This is a genomic window from Rhodococcus sp. 05-2255-3B1, from assembly GCF_002258545.1.
In the GTDB taxonomy this organism is placed as follows: domain Bacteria; phylum Actinomycetota; class Actinomycetes; order Mycobacteriales; family Mycobacteriaceae; genus Rhodococcoides.
Genome location: NZ_NOZC01000036.1, coordinates 767,642 through 782,228 on the forward strand (window position 1 = coordinate 767,642; position 14,587 = coordinate 782,228).

Sequence of the window (14,587 nt, forward strand, 5' to 3'; positions counted from 1 at the left end):
CCCCCGCACCCGTGAGCTACTTGCTGTGCTGCTTCGGTGGCCGCGGGAGGAAATAGCTCGTTCGCTGCTGGTATTCGCGATACCCCGGTCGCTTCTCCATGCTGCGCTCGAGCAACCGTGCACCGGTGGCGAACACCAGGAAGTACGTCATCGCGATGGGCGAGAGAAGCGTGAACACCCCGGGCCACGCCGACGCCGAGACGAGGAACAGTCCCCACCAGACCGCCGAGTCGCCGAAGTAGTTGGGGTGCCGCGTCCAGGCCCACAGACCCCGGTCCATGATCCGGCCCTTGTTCGAGGAGTCGGCCTTGAAGGCTTTCAACTGCGCATCGCCCACTGCCTCGAACGTCCATCCGAGAATCCAGACCAGTACTCCGAGCACGACGACCGGCAGAACGGATCCGTGTGCGACAGCGGATACCTGCAGCGGCAGGGACACGAACCACAATGCAACCGCCTGCGTCAGGTAGATCTTCCGCAGGGCGTACAGGGTTTCGTTACCGGGGGCCTTGGCGAGCATCTCGGTGTAGCGCGGATCTTCGCCGTGCCCGCGCGAGCGTCGAAAGACGTGCACGGCAAGGCGAAGCCCCCACACACCGACCAGGACGAGCAGTAGTAAGCGACGCCACAGTTCACCTGTTCCGGTCGCAGCCGAGATCAGGGCGATCAGAACGAATCCGCCGCCCCACGTCACGTCCACGACGTTGTGGCGTCCGATACGCGCGCCGATGAGGGCGGTGACGATCATCAGGACAGCGGTACCGCCGAGGCTCGCCAGCGATACGGTCAGGAAGTCGGACCAGTTCACCGCGGGCACACCCACACCGGTCGAACCGGTTCCATCTCGGACGGTCCGCTCCCGGACCGGACCGCCAGAATCTGATCGACGCCCATCCTGTTGTCCCGGAACGCCATTCCACCGCCGATCAGGTACAGCCGCCACACGCGAGCGACCTCCTCCCCGACCATCGCCACCACGTCGTCGAAGCGTGCCTCGAAGCGCTCGGTCCAGACGTCGACGGTCCGCACGTAATGCTCCCGGAGGGCGTGGACGTCGCGAACCTCGAGTCCGGCCTCCTCGATCATCGCGACGGTCCGCCCGACCGGGCGCATGTACATGTCCGGCGCGATGAACGATTCGATGAATGCTCCGCCGCCGGGGTTGTCGCCTTCCCTCCGCGACATCTGTTGGATCAGCACGCGGCCGCCGGGCTTGACGTTGGTATGCAGGGCGGCGGTGTAGGTCGGGTAATTGGCCTCCCCCACATGCTCGCCCATCTCGATCGACGCCACCGCGTCGAAGGGCCCGTCCGGAATCTCTCGATAATCCTGGATTCGGATCTCGACGCGGTCCTGCAGTCCTCGGTCGGCGATGCGCTTGTCGATGAAGGCCTTCTGCTCCCGGGAGATCGTCACTCCGACGACCTTTGCCCCGTACTCCTGTGCCGCGTGCAGGCTCAGGGATCCCCAGCCGCAACCGACGTCGAGAAAGCGTTGCCCTACGCGCTTGTCGAGGCCGATCTTTCGGCATACGAGGTCGAGTTTGTCGCGCTGAGCGTCGTCGAGGGTGTAATCCGGTGAATCGGAGGTCCAGTACGCCGACGAGTACGCCATGTGCGAATCGAGGACCAACTCGTAGAAGTCGTTCGACAGGTCGTAGTGGTGGCTGATCGCAGCGCGGTCGCGGAGCACCGAGTGCAGCCGCCCCTTCACCGAGGCCTGCGACACGGGCGGCGGCAGTGGACGGCCGAACACCCCGAGATCCTTGGCCAGTTTCGCCAATCGTAGTAGCGAGGCCGGCCCCGGACGGATCGCCGAGAGTCGACGCTCACGCACCACACCCCAGACGTGATCGAGAGCCGCGGCGAGATCGCCGTCGACGTCCAACTCGCCGGTGACGTATGCCTGCGCAGCACCGAGTTCACCGGGGCTCCACAGCAATCGCCGAAGAGCGCTCGGACTGCGCAACAGCACCCTCGGTGCCGAGGCATCGCCTGCAACGGACCCGTCCCACGCCTGCAGCCGAACGGGAAGTGGACCACCCACCAGGGGTTCCACCAACTCGGCAATTCGATGCGCGACGCCGACTCGTCGATCGGTCCGGTCCACGGAGAGTGTCGAGGTGGTCATCGGTTGTCCCTTCGGTCGAGCACGATCTGTTGAACATCGAGGTACCCGGATCGAAACCCGGCCTCCGAGTAGCACAGGTAGAAGTGCCACATCCGTGCGAACACCTCGTCGAAACCGAGCTGCTCTGCCTCGCTGCGGTATTCGCGGAAACGCCTGTCCCACAGCGCGAGGGTTCGCGCATAGTGATCACCCATGGACAGTCGCTCCCGTACCCGAAGCGAGGTGCTCTGCTCGGTGACCTCTTCGATGGCTCGCACCGACGGCAGGAACCCGCCGGGAAAGATGTACTTGTGTACCCAGGTGTACGTGTTTCGAGTAGCCAGCATTCGGTCGTGCGGCATCGTGATGGCCTGCAGGGCAACTCGCCCACCCGGCGCGAGCAACGAGTCGATCGTCTCGAAATACGTTGCCCAGTACTGATGCCCGACGGCCTCGATCATCTCGACCGACACGATCGCGTCGTACTCGCCGTCGACCAAGCGGTAGTCGAGAAGATCGATCCGGATTCTGTCCGCGTAACCGGCAGCGGCACAGCGCTTACGCGCCAGCTCCTGCTGTTCGGTCGACAGTGTCACCGACCGTACCGTCGCACCACGAGCGGCCGCACGAATGGCCAGCTCGCCCCATCCGGTGCCGATCTCGAGCACTCTGGTTCCCTCTCCGACGCCCGCGCGGTCGAGTAGCCGATCGATCTTGCGGCGCTGAGCGTCGGCGAGCTCCGCACTGTCGTCTCCGCTCCCCGATTCGGCGAACAACGCACTCGAGTAGGTCATCGTCTCGTCGAGGAAGAGTTCGAAGAGATCGTTCGACAAGTCGTAGTGGCGCGAGATGTTCGATCGCGTGTTCTTAGTCGTATTACGCTCGCTCCGTGGGGGTTTCGGGATGTACAGCCCTCGGAGTCGCTGCAGCGACTTGGGAATCAGCGACGCCATTCGCCGGGCGAAGACCTCGAGCACAGCAGTGAGGTCCTCGGCATCCCAGTCACCGGCCATGTATGCCTCACCGAATCCGATGAGTCCGCTGTCCCCGACCCGTGCGGCGAAGTCGTGTGGCCGATGGACGGTCATCAACGGTGCCTCGGCCGAACCGGCACCGATCACCTCGCCGTCGGGCATCGCGACCCGAACCTGCAGGCGTGCCACCGCACGGCGAAAGAGAAAGTCGGCCACGGGTGCGGCCACCGCAACCTTTGCACCACCGGGAACATGGGCGATCTGGGGCCAGACCTGCGGATCGACCAGCGGGCTCGGACCACCGACCGGGTTCGACACCGAATTGGATTTCGACACAGTAGTCATCTGTTGGCCCCTTGCTTCTGGGATTTTCGTGCCCCGGGAGGGGCAGGTTTCTGCACGATCTTCAGCCCCCGCGCCCAGAGCCGAATCCCTTGCCATCGGATCTGTACCACCACTCGTAGCGGCGCAATCGGGATCTCGACTGCAGTGCGAAGAATCGACTGCGTCGTCACTTCTCGTCGACGGCCGTCGACGGTCGCCACGAACGGGGGCTGACCGGCACGTTCGAGGACGATCGAGAGCCGAAGCGCGGCGTCCGGCTCGGGTAGCAGCATGGAGTATTCGCCATCGACGTCGTTGAACGGAGAGACGTAGAACTCCTTGGTCGTACGGGCCGCGCCGCGATGATCGGTGTGCACCAGGTACCGGTATCGCTCACCGTAGGTGTTGTGCACCTCGGCGACGACGCAGCGGAGCTCTCCGTCGTTGTCGTGACACCAGTACACACTCAGTGGGTTGAAGGTGTGACCGAACACCCGTGCGCTCGCCAACATCGTGATCCGTCCGCCGCCGAGGTCGATACCGTTCTCCGCGAGGAACGCATCGACGTTCTGGCGAAGACTGGCGTCGGGGTCACCGAGGTGGTCACGGGAGTCGAACGAGGCCAGTGGTCGCAGTATCCGGGGCAACTCGGGAAGCGCGTCGAGGTCGACGAACCAGCTGTAGCTCCGGTACGAGAACGTGTTTCGAATCGGCGCGCGCCGAACGTGGTCGATTCGAGTGCGATACAGAGCCGCCCCGTGCGCGCGGGTGGCCGGCAGAAGAGACGTCAGAGCCACGTGGCACCCACCCGTTGCGCGGCCCGCGCACCCGAGAGCGCACCGTCCTCGTGAAATCCCCAGCCGTGGTAGGCACCGGCGAATGCCACGGTGTCGGTGTCCAATTCGGGAAGTCGACGCTGCGCTGCAACCGATTCCGGGGTGTACTGCGGGTGTTCGTAGGTCATCTCGTCCAGCACCCGACCCGGGTCGATACGATCCGCTCCACCGAGGGTGACCAGCATTCTGCGATCGGTCTCCCCCAGGCGTTGCAACCTGGTCAGGTCGTAGCTGACCAGCACCCGGTCGGGTTTGGCCGCGCACGACGGGAGGTGATAGTTCCACGACGCTCGCGCCCTCGTGTTTTTCGGCAGTACCGACGAATCTGTGTGCAGTTGCGTGTGATTGGTCGAGTACGGCATCGCTCCCAGGATGCTGTGCTCGAGCGCAGTCGGTTCTGCGAGCATCTTCAGCGCGGCACCGGGGTGCACCGCGATCACGGCAGCGTCGAACGTACGCAGGTCGTCGCGGGCGTCTCGGATCTGCACGCAGTCCTCGGACCTGTAGACCGCGTGCACGGGGGTATCGAGCAACACCTCGTCGATGTGCCGAGCAACCCGCCGAACGTATTCGATGGATCCACCGGTGACGGTGCGCCAGGTGGGAGAGCCGGTGACGGTGAGCATCCCGTGGTGCCGAAGAAAGGTGAAGAGGTAGCGAGCCGGGTACGCGAGAGCAGTGTCCGGATTGCACGACCACACCGCGGACACCAGCGGCGTCATGAAGTGTGCTTCGAAGTACGCCGAGAACGAGTGCTCTGCGAGAAACTGCGCGAGAGTCGTCTCGGACTCCACCGGTTCGGAACTGTCCAGCAGTTCGTTGGCCAGGCGATGAAAACGCTTGACGTCGAGCAGCATCGAGACGAATCGCGGCTTGAACACCGCTGTGCGTTGCGCGAGGATTCCGCGCATGCCCTGGCCGCCCGAGTATTCGAGGCCGCACCCGTCGCACCGCACGGACATGCTCATGTCCGAATCCTGAGTAGGCACCTCGAGCTCGTCGAACAGTCGAAGCAGCGTCGGATATGTCCGGTCGTTGTGCACGATGAACCCGGTGTCGACGCCGACGCGGCCATCGGGTCCGTCCACGTAGTGGGTGTCCGCATGGCCGCCGAGGCGGGAGTCCGCCTCGTACAACGTCACCGACGACGTCGACGAGAGCGCGTACGCCGCCGTCAGACCGGCAACACCGCTCCCCACCACCGCGACCCGGCGCCGCGTCACGATTGCCTGCCCATGCAGTCGGCCGGCGCATCGGCAGCGATACCGAGAACGAAGTCCCGCGTTGCCCTGGACCAGACCCGCGGATTGCGCAGCATGAAATGCCCACCCGGCACCGAGAGGTAGCGAGCGTCCACCCCGCGCGCCGCCGCACGTTCGGTCGCCCGGCGGGACGTTCGAGGATCGGTCCACCTGTCGGCAGTTCCGTGCATCACGAGCAGCTTCCTACCCGGTTCGAACGCATCGACCTCCGTGCCCTCCGGCCACCACGGAGCCAGGGCCACGACACCCACGATCTTCTGGGTCGTTCCTGCCGGCTCCACTCCTGGGATGGAAGGATCGTCGACCAGTGCAGCGGCGGTGCGGCCACCCATCGAATGGCCGACGACCACCACGTGAACGTCCGGGTACTCGTCGTGAATTCGGTTCAGGGCCCATCGGGCGTCCTCGACCGGAGACCGTTCGGGCGCGTTCCAGCCCCGGAACCGGTACTGCAGCTGCTGCACCGATACGCCGCGTGTACGGCCGACGCGCCGAAGCATCCAGGTGAACGTCCACATGCGCAGACCGGCCAGGTGCCACGGCCGACTGCGGGCCCGGCTCACGTCTTTCCCGCCGCCGAGGACCAGCACGACCAGTGACGGCGCGCGCACCGGTCTGCCGGTATGCAGAACTGGGGTGGGCTCGTTGCTCATGACCACTATTCGACACCGCGGTCGCTTCGGGTTGGATGGGTTCGACCGAGTCGATTGTGACCTGGCCGACAAAGAAGAAGACCGGGCCGAGAGTATCTCTCGGCCCGGTCTTCGTCGGTGGAGCTGCCGGGAATCGAACCCGGGTCCTCTGCTGCATTGCCAGGGCTTCTCCGTGTGCAGTCCGCTATGCCTCTACTTGGATCTCCCGATCTCGCGAACAAGTCAGGATGACGATCCCAGCCACTGTTTGATGTTCCTCATCATCCCGCGGCCGGATGAATCGGTGAGCCCTCTAGCTGATGCCAGTACCCGGGCCGAGGGCAAGCCCGGACTGACAGACACGCAGTCGCTACTTAGGCAGCGAGTGCGTAGTCGCGCTGATTGGAATCGGCGCTTATAAGGTTGCGATGACGCTTACGGTGGTCTCTCGCCTGCACCGACACGCTTCCCCTGACTCAACATACAAAGTCGAAACCGTTCAGCCCCGTATGTTCCCGAACACCGTGCCCGGGCTGTTCAGTGTAACGCCTCCCCCGGACACATTCATTCCATTAACGGCCGACTCGGCGATCCGCAGAATTCGAGGCAGCGTCGGCGTCGACTCGTTGCACCACCGTGCGCAGCATCCGACGGGCCATCACCAGGCGTACGGGCAGCGAGGCGTACCAGACCGCCCGGCCGGCCAGTCCACGAGGGAAGAACACCAACCGCTGCTCGATCGTCGGCTGCTTTGCAGTTCCCCCGACCGTCAGGTCCAGCCAGGCCTCGCCGGGAAGTCGTGTGGAGGACTTGAGCCGCGTGGTGTGCTCGGTGCCCGACGCGGATGCGTCGGGTCCGGTGACGTCGCGATGCCAGCCGGTGAGAACGTCGGCATCGGCCAATCGTTCGAGTGCAGGCCTGATCGCGGTCGACTGCGCTGCACTGCGGGCGACCCGGGTGTCGGTGTAGACGACCTCGCCTGCCCAGGTCGGATCCGAAGGCAACGGATCCGACGGTGCCGCGGTACCGGTGGCATCTGTCCACCGAGTCTCCACCTCCCCGTCGTCGATCTTGCGCAGCGCCAATCTCACGGAATCGCGGTAGCCGGTCAGGCCGTCCTCCGGGCGCGGGACGACGGCATCGATGTCCATCTCGTGACCGATGGCGTCGTATTGCAGTGATTCGATGAGCGGCATCGCCAGCCCGCGCGGAATGGGAGTCACCAGCCCGATCCAGTGACCGGCCAGTCGCGGAGTCAACACCGGGAGCACGATGATCCGACGCTGCCGCAGACCCGCGACGTCGGCATAGATGTTCATCATCTCGCCGTACTGCATGACATCGGGACCGCCGATGTCGAACGTCCTGGATTCGGTGATGGGCGCACTCGCGGCACCGATCAGGTAGTGCAACACGTCCCGCACAGCGATGGGCTGGATGCGATTGTGTACCCACCGCGGTGTGGTCATCACCGGAAGCCGATTGGTGAGGTGCCGGATCATCTCGAACGACGCCGAGCCGGATCCGATCACGACACCGGCCTGCAGAACGATCGTCGGGACTCCCGAGTCGATCAGAATGCGTCCCACCTCGGCACGCGACTTCAGGTGCGGCGAGAGTTCACCGGTCGGCGGATGCAACCCGCCGAGGTAGACGATGCGCCCCACACCGCATTCCGCCGCCACGGCCGCGACGTTCTCGGCGCTGTCGCGTTCGGTGTCGGCGAAATCCGAGTGCCCTGCGGTGCCCATCGAGTGCACCAGGTAGTACATGACGTCGACTCCGCTGAGCGCTTCCTTCAACGATTCCCGATCGCTCAGATCGCCCTGCACGATCTCGACATCGGTCGCCCACGGCACGGAGTCGAGCTTGGCGGGCGTGCGTGCCAGCACGCGGACCGTGTACCCCTCGTCGAGCAGTCGCGGGGCCAGCCGACCGCCCAGATATCCCGTGGCACCGGTGACGAGGACGCGCGGCGACTTCTCGGGCGCGGCGGTGTCGGAGGCAGAGTCGAAAGCTGTCATAACCGGAGTCATTACCCCCGGGCGGTGCGGTTCAACCAGAGAGCGCGATCATCGCGATCGCACCGAGCGCCAACGCCATTCCGATCTTCTGCAACATTCCCACTCGCTCGCCGAGCATCACCATCGCCAGCAGTACCGTCGCCGCCGGATACAGCGACGCGATGACACTGACCAAGGAGAGCAGACCACCCTGATAGGCGTAGATCATCGCCGCGTTGGCGACGACGTCGAGCACGCTGACGAAGGCCGCGAGTTTGAGCACGCTGCCGTGCGGCGGTGCGAAGTGACCGGAAGCGAGGGCCACGATCCAGACCACCGCGGTCGCGGACGCGCGCGATGCCGCCAGCGGCCACAGCCCGCTGCCGTCGCCGATCCGGTGCAGAAAGATGAACGCGAAAGCGAACGTCACCCCCGAACCGACCGTCAACCAAGCGACCGTTCGGGTGAACTTCATCTCGCGTCCGCCGGCCACCTCGCCGGTCACCTCGTCCGGGGATTCTCTGCTCACCAGCACCACGGCCACCAGTGCTACGGCGATACCGACGAACGCGATGATTCCCGGACGCTCACCCATGGACAGCCCCACCAGGACCGGGATCCCGGCGACCAGGACGGCGGTGACCGGTGAGACCACGGCCATCGGCCCGGCAGCGAGGGCCAGGTAGAACCACCACACCGCAACGCCACCGGCGACACCCGATGCCAGCCCCCAGAGCATCGCCGGGAGCTCGATCGTGCCGCCGACGAACGGTGCGACGAGCAGCACGATCAACAGCGACAGGGGGTACGACACGATGACCACCCGGAGGGCGGCGACTCGGCGGGATGCGACTCCGCCGACGAAATCGCTCACTCCGTAGCCGACGGCGGCTACCAGGGCGAGCAGTACAGCGGTCAGCGCATTCCCTTCACGCGACGACCGAGCTCGCGAGTGACCTCGCGTTCGGCGGTGCGCTTGGCCAGCGACTGTCTCTTGTCGTAGTCCTGCTTGCCCTTGGCCAGTGCCAGCTCGACCTTGACCTTGCCGTCGGAGAAATACATCGACAACGGCACCAGCGTCAGATTTCCCTCTTTGACCTTGCTTGCCAGGCGATCGATCTCGCGGCGATGAAGGAGCAGTTTGCGGTTTCGCCGCGGCGCGTGGTTGGTCCAGCTCCCGAGCGTGTACTCGGCGATGTGCAGCCCGCGCAGCCAGATTTCACCGTCGTCGACGGTCGCGAAGGCGTCGACCAGTGAAGCCTTACCGTCGCGCAGACTCTTGACCTCGGTACCGACGAGGGCGACTCCGGCCTCGAGGACGTCGAGTATGGAGTAGTTGTGCCGCGCCTTGCGATTGGTCGCGATGGCCTTGCGGCCCTTCTCTCTCACTGCAGGGCCCTTTCTCGAGCATGCGCCGCGTGGATCGGTTCCACGGGCAACCGCTCCAGCATAGAACCGAACGGCAACCGAATTTATTCGCGCACGTACAACCGCAGCGTGATGTACGCCGTCACCGCAGCCATGCCCACTCCCACCAGCGCGAGGAACGGCGAGACGAGCAGAACGTCACTGTTCGATATTCGGGCCAGAATGTTGGCCTGATACACATCCGACAGAACGTCGTCGATGAACATGTTCTTCGCGGTGAACAGGCCGGCGATCGCGAGCGCCGAGCCGATCAACGCCGCCACCACCGCCTCCAGGAGGAAGGGCAACTGCGTGTACCACCGAGTGGCACCGACCAACCGCATGATGCCCACCTCGGTTCGTCTGGTGAACGCAGCGATCTGAACCATGTTGGCGATCAACAGGATTGCCGCGATCGCCTGCACCGTGGCGATGGCGAAAGCCGCGTTGCGCACGCCGTTGAGCACACTGAACAGACGCTCGACAAGATCGCGCTGATTGAGAACGCTCTGCACGCCCGGTCGATTCTCGAAGTTGTCGTTGATGACCCCGAACCGTTCGGGATCGCTCAGACGCACCTTGAACGACGCGGGAAAGCTGTCGGCACTGACCAGTTCGGCCAACTCCGGCTGATCCTTGAACACGCGCTCGGTGGCGTCCTTCACCGCATCCTCACGATTGAGGTACTGCACCGAGACCACCGACGGAGTGTTCTCGAGATCCGATCGCAGGGTGGCACAGGTCTCCTGCGCACAATCGGCGTCGCTCGCCGAGATGTCGTCGGTGAGGAAGATCTGCACCTCCACCCGATCGAGGAAGATCTGTTGGGTCTTTCCCGCCATCTGGACCACGAGCAGCCCTCCGCCGAACAGGCCCAGAGAAATTGCGGTCGTCAAGATCATGGCGATCGTCATGGTGATGTTGCGGCGAAGTCCGGTGAGGACCTCGCTGAAGATGAAACTTGCGCGCATCGCGGAATCCGAGCCCTTCGATTCGTTCGGTCGTGACGTCTGTGCGGTCCTGAGTCGGCGGCGGCGTCAGCGACCGACGCCGTAGACCCCGCGGGCCTCGTCACGAACGACTCGTCCGTTGTCGAGTTCGACGACGCGTCGGCGCATCGAGTCGACGATGTGGTTGTCGTGGGTGGCCATCAGCACCGTGGTTCCGGTGCGGTTGATGCGCTCGAGCAGCAGCATGATGTCCTGGCTGGTGTCCGGATCGAGGTTTCCGGTCGGCTCGTCCGCGAGCAGCACGAGTGGACGATTGACGAACGCGCGAGCGATCGCCACCCGCTGCTGTTCTCCACCGGACAACTCGTTGGGCAGACGATCCGACTTACCGCCGAGTCCGACCAGGTCGAGAACTTCGGGAACGGTGCGCTTGATCATCGAGCGCGGCTTGCCGATCACTTCGAGAGCGAACGCCACGTTCTCCACCACCGTCTTCTGCTGCAACAGGCGGAAGTCCTGGAACACGCAGCCCATGCTCTGCCGCAGCCGGGGGACGCGTCGGGCCGCCAGTCGGTTGACGTGGAAATCGGCGACGTGGATGTCGCCGGAGGTGGGCGTCTCCTCCTTGAGGAGCAGCCGCATGAACGTCGATTTGCCCGAACCGGACGGACCGATCAGGAACACGAACTCACCCTTGTCGATGGAGACCGTCACCTTGTCCAGGGCAGGCCTGGTGGAGGTCTTGTAAGACTTGGAGACATTCGAGGTGCTGATCACGGGTCGCCAGTGTAGTCCTTACCGTCCGGTAACCGCCGGAACCGAGGGAGCACCGCGGCGAGTCCCGAGAGACGGTAAAGGATGCCTCAGCGAGACGACGTCGGCGCAGGCTGGCTGGGTATCAGCGACTGAATCACCGGTGGCAGCGGGACACCGAACGGCGCGGTGGTCGTCGACGGCAGGGTCGTCGTGGTCGCCGGCTGCCCTGATTCGTCGACGCTTCCCGATCCGTCGGGATCGGTGGTGGCGGTCGGAGTGGGTGTGACGGTGGTACTCGAATAGGTCGGTTCCACGGTTTGCGGCTGGGTGTAGGGGGTGAGTTCGCCCGGGTCCACGGCAACCGGGCCCTGGATACGTTCACTGTCCCTCTCGGCGATCTCTGCACTGACCTGGCCGTACCACAGACCGGTGAGCACGAAGCAGATCCCGAACGCGACTGTGGACGTGCGGACGCGGCCGTTGATCTTGGCCGGAATGCGCCACTGTCGCCAGTTCCACTGCGGCCGTTCGGTTCCGGTATCGGGCGTATTCATCGATCCTCCGTCCGATCTCGTCCCGACGCTTCCGGCGCGACCCCGGCCGTACTGACGTCGGGAGCAACGCTGATGCCCTCGGGTCGCAGCGCGGCGGCCACTCGGACTCGAAGTTCTCGTCCTACCTGGAACTGCTTACCCGGCAATGTTCGCGCAACGAGGCGAACGTTGACCTGTCCCACCTCGATGCTCTCCACACCCATCACGGTCGGTTCGTCGAGCAACAGCGGACGCAACCGAGCGTCTGCGAACGCGTCGCGGCCGACCGATCGGAGCAGCGCGTTCACCTGGGTGAGATCGGCGGTGCTCGGCACGGGAACGTCGACGACGGCGCGCGCCCAATCCTTCGACAGGTTGATCGCCTTGACGATCTGCCCGTTCGGCACGGTGATGACCTCACCGTCGACGCTGCGGACCCGGGTGACGCGCAGTGTCACGTCCTCGACCGTGCCCTCGGCGTCCTCGGCAGAACCGTTGACGGCGATCTGCACGACGTCACCGAATCCGTACTGACGTTCGGTGATGATGAAGAACCCGGCCAGAATGTCCTGGACCACGCGCTGAGCACCGAAGCCGAGCGCTGCGCCGATGACCGTCGCGGGTGCCACGAGCCCGCCGACGCCGAATCCGAAGCGACGCAGCACTTCGATGGTGACGAGGATGTAGATGAGGGTGACCACGACCCAGGTGATGACCTGGGCCAGCGCGTGCCGGTGCTTGGCGGCCTCGGACCGCACGAGCGCATCGCTGTGCTGGTAGTTCTGATCGATTCGGGCAGTGATGCGGGACCCGGTCCAGGTGACGAACCGCGCGGCCAGCATTCCGCCCAGGATGTACAGCACGATCCCGAGGGCGTTCAGCTTCAGGTCGAGCGTCGGGTTCAGCCAGCTGGTCATCGGAACGACGGAGCGGATCCTGCGCAATGACCGGTCATCTACTGCTCCCCTCGCATTCGCCAACGAATTCCCGATTCCAGGAATCCGTCTATGTCCCCGTCGAGAACTGTAGACGGATTGTTGACTTCGTACTCGGTCCGCAGATCCTTGACCATCTGGTACGGGTGCAGAACGTACGAGCGCATCTGGTTACCCCAGGAGCTACCGCCGTCACCCTTGAGCGCATCCATCTCGGCACGCTCTTCCTTGCGCTTGACCTCGAGCAGCTTGGCCTGCAGCACCCGCATGGCCGAGACCTTGTTCTGCAGCTGAGACTTCTCGTTCTGGCAGGTCACCACGATCCCCGTCGGGATGTGCGTCAACCGAACGGCGGAGTCGGTGGTGTTGACCGACTGCCCACCCGGACCGGACGAGCGGTACACGTCCACACGAATGTCGTTCTCCGGGATCTCGATGTGGTCTGTGGTCTCGACGACCGGAAGCACCTCCACCTCCGCGAACGAGGTCTGGCGACGACCCTGGTTGTCGAACGGGCTGATCCGCACCAGCCGATGCGTCCCCTGTTCCACCGACAACGTGCCGTACGTGTACGGAGCCTTGACCGCGAACGTTGCGCTCTTGATACCGGCCTCTTCGGCGTAGGACGTGTCGTAGACCTCGACGCCGTAGCCGTGCTTCTCGGCCCAGCGGATGTACATACGCATGAGCATCTCGGCCCAGTCGGCCGCGTCGATTCCGCCTGCACCGGAACGGATGTTGACCAGTGCGTCTCGTGCGTCGTACTCACCGGAGAGCAGGGTCCGCACTTCCATGGCTGCGATGTCCTCCCGGAGCGCGGCGCGTTCGGCGTCGGCATCGGCGGTGGCGGATTCGGCTGCCTCGCCTTCTTCACCCTCGGCGAGCTCGTACAGAACCGGCATGTCCTCGAGGCGCTGCCTGAGTTCTTCGACGCGGCGAAGCTCGGCCTGCGCATGGGACAGCTGGCTGGTCACCTGCTGCGCGTGTTCCTGGTCGTTCCACAGGTCCGGCGACGCCGCCTGATGCTCGAGTTCGTCGATGCGTCGCCGCAGTTCCTCGACGTCGAGCACCGACTCGACGGTGGACAGAGTGGTGTCGAGCTCGGCCAGGTCTGCAGAAACGTCGGGATGCACGAGAGTCAAGGTTACCGGCACGCGAACCCGAACCCGACCGCCCCCGATTCCCCCGGCCCCCACGAGCCGAACTGACACCCACGTCGAGGGTTCGAACCGCGCAGATTTCAACTCTCGTCAGGCCATCGGTGGACTGCTAGCTTTCGGCTCATCGACATATTCGCATCTCGACATGCCTGCCACCGCCCGGTGCCGGCCACACCCGCAGTACACAGGAGCGTCGCATGACCGTCACCGACCAGTACCTCGAGAACAACAAGGCGTACGCCGCGACGTTCGACGGTCCCCTGCCGTTGCCGCCGTCGAAGCACGTGGCAGTGGTGGCGTGCATGGACGCCCGACTCGACGTCTACCGCATCCTCGGTCTCCACGACGGCGAAGCACACGTGATCCGCAATGCGGGCGGTGTCATCACCGACGACGAGATTCGCTCACTGGCCATCAGTCAGCGTCTACTCGGCACGAAGGAGATCATCCTGATCCATCACACCGACTGCGGCATGCTCACCTTCACCGACGACGAGTTCAAGAAAGACCTACAGGACGAGACGGGCATCAAGCCACACTGGGCTGCCGAGTCGTTCACCGACTTGGACCGCGATGTTCGCCAGTCGCTCGCCCGCATCGAGCAGAGCCCGTTCGTCACGAAGCACGAATCCGTTCGAGGCTTCGTCTTCGACGTCGCAACCGGAAAGCTGAACGAAGTCACCGAATAGGCCCGACCACCCATGTC

General features: G+C 64.6%; 15 protein-coding genes and 1 other RNA gene. 1 reads left to right on the top strand and 15 read right to left on the bottom strand.

Going from position 1 to position 14,587, the window contains the following annotated elements; genetic code table 11:
- Positions 1-16: 16 nt before the first annotated feature.
- The 15 genes from CH249_RS24420 to prfB all read right to left on the bottom strand — a co-directional run bounded on the left by CH249_RS24420 (position 17) and on the right by prfB (position 13,854).
- Positions 17-817 carry a DUF1295 domain-containing protein gene (locus CH249_RS24420; protein ID WP_094629879.1) on the bottom strand — a complete coding sequence of 267 codons (801 nt, stop codon included), beginning with the start codon at positions 815-817 and terminating at the stop codon, positions 17-19.
- The gene (locus tag CH249_RS24425; protein ID WP_045195697.1) at positions 805-2,130 is read right to left on the bottom strand and encodes a cyclopropane-fatty-acyl-phospholipid synthase family protein; all 1,326 of its coding nucleotides are present in this window, start codon (positions 2,128-2,130) and stop codon (positions 805-807) included. Before CH249_RS24425 ends, CH249_RS24420 begins: the two co-directional genes overlap by 13 nt.
- Positions 2,127-3,428, bottom strand: coding sequence for a cyclopropane-fatty-acyl-phospholipid synthase family protein (locus CH249_RS24430; protein ID WP_176459087.1), 1,302 nt, complete (start codon positions 3,426-3,428; stop codon positions 2,127-2,129). Before CH249_RS24430 ends, CH249_RS24425 begins: the two co-directional genes overlap by 4 nt.
- Entirely contained in the window at positions 3,425-4,204 is a 780-nt protein-coding gene (locus CH249_RS24435; RefSeq protein WP_094682887.1) for a DUF1365 domain-containing protein, read from the bottom strand. Before CH249_RS24435 ends, CH249_RS24430 begins: the two co-directional genes overlap by 4 nt.
- Positions 4,195-5,484 carry an NAD(P)/FAD-dependent oxidoreductase gene (locus CH249_RS24440; RefSeq protein WP_373453539.1) on the bottom strand — a complete coding sequence of 430 codons (1,290 nt, stop codon included), beginning with the start codon at positions 5,482-5,484 and terminating at the stop codon, positions 4,195-4,197. The genes CH249_RS24435 and CH249_RS24440 overlap by 10 nt, the downstream gene beginning before the upstream one ends.
- Positions 5,463-6,158, bottom strand: coding sequence for a S9 family peptidase (locus CH249_RS24445; RefSeq protein ID WP_094648190.1), 696 nt, complete (start codon positions 6,156-6,158; stop codon positions 5,463-5,465). The genes CH249_RS24440 and CH249_RS24445 overlap by 22 nt, the downstream gene beginning before the upstream one ends.
- 115 nt (positions 6,159-6,273) lie before the next feature.
- Positions 6,274-6,644: a transfer-messenger RNA gene (ssrA, locus tag CH249_RS24450) on the bottom strand.
- A gap of 65 nt (positions 6,645-6,709) precedes the next feature.
- Complete coding sequence (locus CH249_RS24455) at positions 6,710-8,161, bottom strand: SDR family NAD(P)-dependent oxidoreductase (RefSeq protein ID WP_254924073.1); 1,452 nt, start codon at positions 8,159-8,161, stop codon at positions 6,710-6,712.
- 31 nt (positions 8,162-8,192) lie between these two features.
- Positions 8,193-9,047 (bottom strand): DMT family transporter, encoded by an 855-nt coding sequence (locus CH249_RS24460; protein ID WP_094629867.1) that lies wholly within the window; start codon positions 9,045-9,047, stop codon positions 8,193-8,195.
- Between the two features lie 8 nt (positions 9,048-9,055).
- Positions 9,056-9,529 (bottom strand): SsrA-binding protein SmpB, encoded by a 474-nt coding sequence (gene smpB / locus CH249_RS24465; protein ID WP_032397704.1) that lies wholly within the window; start codon positions 9,527-9,529, stop codon positions 9,056-9,058.
- Between the two features lie 83 nt (positions 9,530-9,612).
- Positions 9,613-10,518 (bottom strand): permease-like cell division protein FtsX, encoded by a 906-nt coding sequence (gene ftsX, locus CH249_RS24470; RefSeq protein ID WP_094629868.1) that lies wholly within the window; start codon positions 10,516-10,518, stop codon positions 9,613-9,615.
- Between the two features lie 66 nt (positions 10,519-10,584).
- Positions 10,585-11,274 carry a cell division ATP-binding protein FtsE gene (gene ftsE, locus CH249_RS24475; RefSeq protein ID WP_027496574.1) on the bottom strand — a complete coding sequence of 230 codons (690 nt, stop codon included), beginning with the start codon at positions 11,272-11,274 and terminating at the stop codon, positions 10,585-10,587.
- Positions 11,275-11,360: 86 nt separating this feature from the next.
- Positions 11,361-11,807: a hypothetical protein gene (locus tag CH249_RS24480; protein WP_094682888.1), complete on the bottom strand. Its 447-nt coding sequence runs from the start codon at positions 11,805-11,807 to the stop codon at positions 11,361-11,363.
- On the bottom strand, positions 11,804-12,703 hold the full coding sequence (locus CH249_RS24485) for a mechanosensitive ion channel family protein (protein ID WP_032397701.1): 900 nt from the start codon (positions 12,701-12,703) through the stop codon (positions 11,804-11,806). The genes CH249_RS24480 and CH249_RS24485 overlap by 4 nt, the downstream gene beginning before the upstream one ends.
- Positions 12,704-12,741: 38 nt before the next feature.
- Positions 12,742-13,854 (bottom strand): peptide chain release factor 2, encoded by a 1,113-nt coding sequence (prfB, locus tag CH249_RS24490; protein WP_032398321.1) that lies wholly within the window; start codon positions 13,852-13,854, stop codon positions 12,742-12,744.
- Between the two features lie 224 nt (positions 13,855-14,078).
- Between prfB and CH249_RS24495 the strand changes: the two genes are divergently transcribed.
- Positions 14,079-14,570 carry a carbonic anhydrase gene (locus tag CH249_RS24495; protein ID WP_094629871.1) on the top strand — a complete coding sequence of 164 codons (492 nt, stop codon included), beginning with the start codon at positions 14,079-14,081 and terminating at the stop codon, positions 14,568-14,570.
- Positions 14,571-14,587 lie beyond the last annotated feature (17 nt).

Bases quoted from the DNA above. Each gene is read 5' to 3' on its own strand.
- CH249_RS24445 (WP_094648190.1), bottom strand. From the start codon at position 6,158: ATGAGCAACGAGCCCACCCCAGTTCTGCATACCGGCAGACCGGTGCGC.
- CH249_RS24455 (WP_254924073.1), bottom strand. From the start codon at position 8,161: ATGACAGCTTTCGACTCTGCCTCCGACACCGCCGCGCCCGAGAAGTCG.
- CH249_RS24485 (WP_032397701.1), bottom strand. From the start codon at position 12,703: ATGACCAGCTGGCTGAACCCGACGCTCGACCTGAAGCTGAACGCCCTC.
- CH249_RS24430 (WP_176459087.1), bottom strand. From the start codon at position 3,428: ATGACTACTGTGTCGAAATCCAATTCGGTGTCGAACCCGGTCGGTGGT.
- ftsX (WP_094629868.1), bottom strand. From the start codon at position 10,518: ATGCGCGCAAGTTTCATCTTCAGCGAGGTCCTCACCGGACTTCGCCGC.
- CH249_RS24495 (WP_094629871.1), top strand. From the start codon at position 14,079: ATGACCGTCACCGACCAGTACCTCGAGAACAACAAGGCGTACGCCGCG.
- CH249_RS24425 (WP_045195697.1), bottom strand. From the start codon at position 2,130: ATGACCACCTCGACACTCTCCGTGGACCGGACCGATCGACGAGTCGGC.
- CH249_RS24480 (WP_094682888.1), bottom strand. From the start codon at position 11,807: ATGAATACGCCCGATACCGGAACCGAACGGCCGCAGTGGAACTGGCGA.